At 39.3% G+C, this 3,322-nt stretch carries 3 protein-coding genes; all 3 read left to right on the forward strand.

Translation table 11 applies throughout. The annotated features are described in order from the left end of the window. Positions 1-2,072, forward strand: a 2,072-nt coding sequence (locus tag EAL04_RS07785) for an outer membrane protein (RefSeq protein WP_162982531.1), incomplete at its 5' end; no start/stop codon positions are given. Positions 2,073-2,698: 626 nt separating this feature from the next. Continuing rightward, a complete protein-coding gene (locus EAL04_RS07790; RefSeq protein WP_120974474.1) occupies positions 2,699-3,076 on the forward strand; it encodes a type II toxin-antitoxin system HP0895 family antitoxin in 378 nt (125 codons plus the stop codon). Continuing rightward, a partial coding sequence (locus EAL04_RS07795; protein WP_039091455.1) for an HP0894 family type II toxin-antitoxin system mRNA interferase toxin occupies positions 3,057-3,322 on the forward strand: 266 nt, incomplete at its 3' end. The genes EAL04_RS07790 and EAL04_RS07795, both read left to right, overlap by 20 nt.

Below are 3,322 nucleotides of genomic sequence, written 5' to 3' on the forward strand. Positions count from 1 at the left end.
CTGAAGACGACGGCTTTTACATGAGCGCGGGTTATCAGATCGGTGAAGCCGCTCAAATGGTGAAAAACACCAAAGGCATTCAAGAGCTTTCAGACAATTATGAAAAGCTGAACAATCTTTTGAATAATTACAGCACCCTAAACACCCTTATCAAATTGTCCGCTGACCCGAGCGCGATTAACGACGCAAGGGATAATCTAGGCTCAAGCTCTAGGAATTTGCTTGATGTCAAAACCAACTCCCCGGCGTATCAAGCCGTGCTTTTAGCGTTGAATGCAGCAGTGGGGTTGTGGCAAGTTACAAGCTACGCTTTTACTGCTTGTGGTCCTGGCAGTAACGAGAGTGCAAATGGAGGGATCCAAACCTTTAATAATGTGCCAGGACAAGATACGACGACCATCACTTGCAATTCGTATTATCAACCAGGACATGGCGGGCCAATATCCACTGAAAATTATGCGATCATCAACAAAGCCTATCAAATCATTCAAAAGGCTTTGACAGCCAATGGATCTAATGGAGATGGGGTCCCCGTTTTAAGCAACACCACCACAAAACTTGATTTCACTATTCAAGGAGACAAAAGAACGGGGGGCGAACCAAATGAACCTTTAATATACCAATGGAGCCATGGGAAAGCTATTTCAACCCAGTGGATAAACACAACAAGCACATCAACAACAGAAAATATCAACACAGAAAATAACGCTCAAGAGCTTTTAAAACAAGCGAGCATCATTATCACTACCCTAAATGAGGCATGCCCAAACTTTCAGAATGGTGGTAGCGGTTATTGGCAAGGGATAAGCGGCAATGGGACAATGTGTGGGATGTTTAAGAATGAAATCAGCGCGATCCAAGGCATGATCGCTAACGCGCAAGAAGCTGTCGCGCAAGCCAAAATCGTTAGTGAAAATGCGCAAAATCAAAACAACTTGGATACTGGAAAACCATTCAACCCTTACACAGACGCTAGCTTTGCACAAAGCATGCTCAAAAACGCGCAAGCCCAAGCGGAGATTTTAAACCAAGCCGAACAAGTGGTGAAAAACTTTGAAAAAATCCCTAAAAATTTTGTATCAGACTCTTTAGGGGTGTGTTATGAAGTGCAAGGGGGTGAGCGTAGGGGCACCAATCCAGGTCAGGTAACTTCTAACACTTGGGGGGCAGGCTGTGCGTATGTAGGACAAACGATAACAAATCTTAAAAACAGCATCGCTCATTTTGGCACTCGAGCGCAGCAAATCCAACAAGCTGCAGACATCGCTGACACTCTAGTGAATTTCAAATCTAGATACAACGAATTGGGCAACACCTATAACAGCATCACCACCGCGCTCTCAAGCATCCCTAACGCGCAAAGCTTGCAAAATGCGGTGAGCAAAAAGAATAACCCCTATAGCCCGCAAGGCATAGAGACCAATTACTACCTCAATCAAAACACTTACAACCAAATCCAAACGATTAACCAAGAGTTAGGGCGTAATCCTTTTAGGAAAATGGGCATCGTCAGTTCTCAAACCAATAATGGCGCGATGAATGGGATCGGTATCCAAGTGGGTTACAAACAATTCTTTGGCCAAAAAAGGAAATGGGGCGCTAGGTATTACGGCTTTTTTGATTACAACCATGCGTTCATCAAATCCAGCTTTTTCAACTCGGCTTCTGACGTGTGGACTTATGGCTTTGGAGCGGACGCTCTCTATAACTTCATCAACGATAAAGCCACCAATTTCTTAGGCAAAAACAACAAGCTTTCAGTAGGGCTTTTTGGAGGCATTGCGTTAGCGGGCACTTCTTGGCTTAACTCTGAGTATGTGAATTTAGCCACCGTGAATAATGTCTATAACGCTAAACTGAATGTCGCTAACTTCCAATTCTTATTCAACATGGGGGTGAGAATGAACCTTGCTAGACCTAAGAAAAAAGGCAGCGATCATGTGGCCCAGCATGGGATTGAACTAGGGCTTAAAATCCCTACCATTAACACGAACTATTATTCCTTTATGGGGGCTGAACTCAAATACCGCAGACTCTATAGCGTGTATTTGAATTATGTGTTCGCTTATTAAAAGCTGCTCACATTGAACCCTTTGTGGAACTCCCTTTTTTAACTCTCTTTCTTTTTAGGGGGGTTTCATTTTTGAACTCTTTGTTTTAAACCCTTTTTTTTTTGAACTCTTTGTTTTAGTTGGGCTTCTTTTTTTAAGGGGTTTCTTTTGAACCCTTTGTTTTAAATTCCTTTTTTTAGGGGGCTTCTTTTTAAGGGGTTTCTTTTCTTAAACCCTTTGTTTTTTTAGGGGGGTTGATGAAAAATCCTTTTTAGCGTTTTTGATGATGGGTTAGTGAAAAGCTTGACGCTAAGTTAAGCGATAATCTCTTAAAAAAGCGTTCTTTTTATAGGGGGGTTTAAATTAAAAGGGAGAGAATAATCTCAAAGCGCTTCCTATCACTTTGAGAAAACAAAACTCAATAAAATGAGTTTATTATAAAATCAAATCTAAAACGATTATTTTTCACTCACAGAACTTTTTAATCTTTAATTTTTTAATTTTTAATTTTTTAATCTTTTGATCGTTTAATCTTTTCATTAACTTCCCAATCCGCTTTTTAATCTTTAAGTTTTGATTTCTAGCTTTTTAATCCCACTCTATCGCTTGCGCTATAATGAGCTGATATTTTTAAAAAAGGAATAAGCATGCCTAACATCACCGCAGAAAAAGACTACACAAAATACAGCGAAAAACAGCTTTTTAATTTAATCCATCAATTAGAGCGAAAAATCAAAAAGATGCAAAATGATAGAGTTTCTTTTAAAGAAAAAATGGCTAAAGAATTGGAAAAAAGGGATCAAAACTTTAAGGATAAAATAGACGCATTAAATGAACTCTTGCAAAAAATCAGCCAAGCTTTTGATGATAAAAGAGATTGTTGTTTGGGGCATGAGATCCCAAACATTCAAACGCAACAAGCCATGAGAGATGCGCTCAACAAAGAAACCGATTTGATTGTTGAGGATTTTTCTAGTTACAGCAATGAAAGAAAGAGGGCTTTGGGTGTTGAAACTCAATCTTAAAAAATCTTTTCAAAAAGATTTTGATAAATTACTTTTGAATGGGTTTGATGATAGCGTTTTGAAGGAAGTCATTCTAACCTTAAGAAAAAAAGAACCGCTAGATCCACAATTTCAAGATCATGCCTTAAAGGGAAAGTGGAAACCTTTTAGAGAATGCCACATTAAGCCTGATATTTTGCTTGTGTATTTAGTGAAAGATGATGAGCTTATTTTGTTAAGGTTAGGCAGTCATAGCGAGCTGTTTTA

This window comes from Helicobacter pylori, assembly GCF_003638305.1.
In the GTDB taxonomy this organism is placed as follows: domain Bacteria; phylum Campylobacterota; class Campylobacteria; order Campylobacterales; family Helicobacteraceae; genus Helicobacter; species Helicobacter pylori_DJ.

Coding starts and splice junctions, on each gene's coding strand:
- EAL04_RS07790 (WP_120974474.1), top strand. CDS start 2,699: ATGCCTAACATCACCGCAGAAAAAGACTACACAAAATACAGCGAAAAA.